The organism is Pseudomonas sp. CM25 (assembly GCF_013179705.1).
GTDB lineage: Bacteria > Pseudomonadota > Gammaproteobacteria > Pseudomonadales > Pseudomonadaceae > Aquipseudomonas.
Genome location: NZ_JABMCW010000712.1, coordinates 1 through 650, shown reverse-complemented (window position 1 = coordinate 650; position 650 = coordinate 1). Strand labels below are relative to the sequence as shown.

Below are 650 nucleotides of genomic sequence, written 5' to 3'. Positions count from 1 at the left end.
CGCTGCTGGACGAGACCGGCGCCCGCGACCCGCATGAGCCTGGCCAGGGTGGCCCGGCGGACGAGGCATTGCGCGAGGTGGATGCTGACGAGATCGGCGGTGGGTTCGGCCTGGATGAAGCCGAGCTGGCCCGTTCCGCACCGCTGGATGGCGAGCCATGGACCGATGATGTGATCGACGAAGACCAAGGGGGCAAGCCATGAGCGAGTTAAGATGCGCGTGCAGTGAATGCTCCTGTACGGTGGATGCCGCCCCTCAGAACGGCAAGGCCTACTGCTGTGAGGCCTGTGCCAGCGGGCACCGTAACGGTGAACCGTGCCGTATGCCGGGTTGCAATTGCGGACAGGTGGCGCAGGTGAAGGAAAGCAGCGTCGACAATGCGCTGGATGAGACCTTCCCGGCGAGTGATCCGATTTCTCCCTGATTCATGCTAGTACTTTGAACGGCTTGCAGGTGTTTGCCGCAAGATATGCAGCGCCTATGAGATCGAGCGCCGCCCGCGCGGCGCTCGATTTCATAGGCGACGCAAATGCTGTGGCAAGCGCCTGTTTAGCGCTGCCGGGACTGTTCTGCCTGGCCTTCAATGCGTCTGCCAGATCCCATTGCTGCGCTCACACTCGGTACGCGCCTGCCCCAGGCTAGGTGTATCG

General features: G+C 62.9%; 1 protein-coding gene and 1 pseudogene. Both read left to right on the top strand.

The features are described from left to right. Window positions 1-203 (top strand): annotated as a pseudogene (locus tag HP546_RS30870) (phosphotransferase system, HPr-related protein); the annotation flags it as partial. After that, window positions 200-424 (top strand): metallothionein, encoded by a 225-nt coding sequence (locus tag HP546_RS30865; RefSeq protein ID WP_172233836.1) that lies wholly within the window; start codon window positions 200-202, stop codon window positions 422-424. The pseudogene HP546_RS30870 and the gene HP546_RS30865, both read left to right, overlap by 4 nt. Window positions 425-650: the final 226 nt, after the last annotated feature.

Excerpts from the sequence above, each read along its gene's own strand:
- HP546_RS30865 (WP_172233836.1), top strand. The coding sequence starts at position 200 with ATGAGCGAGTTAAGATGCGCGTGCAGTGAATGCTCCTGTACGGTGGAT.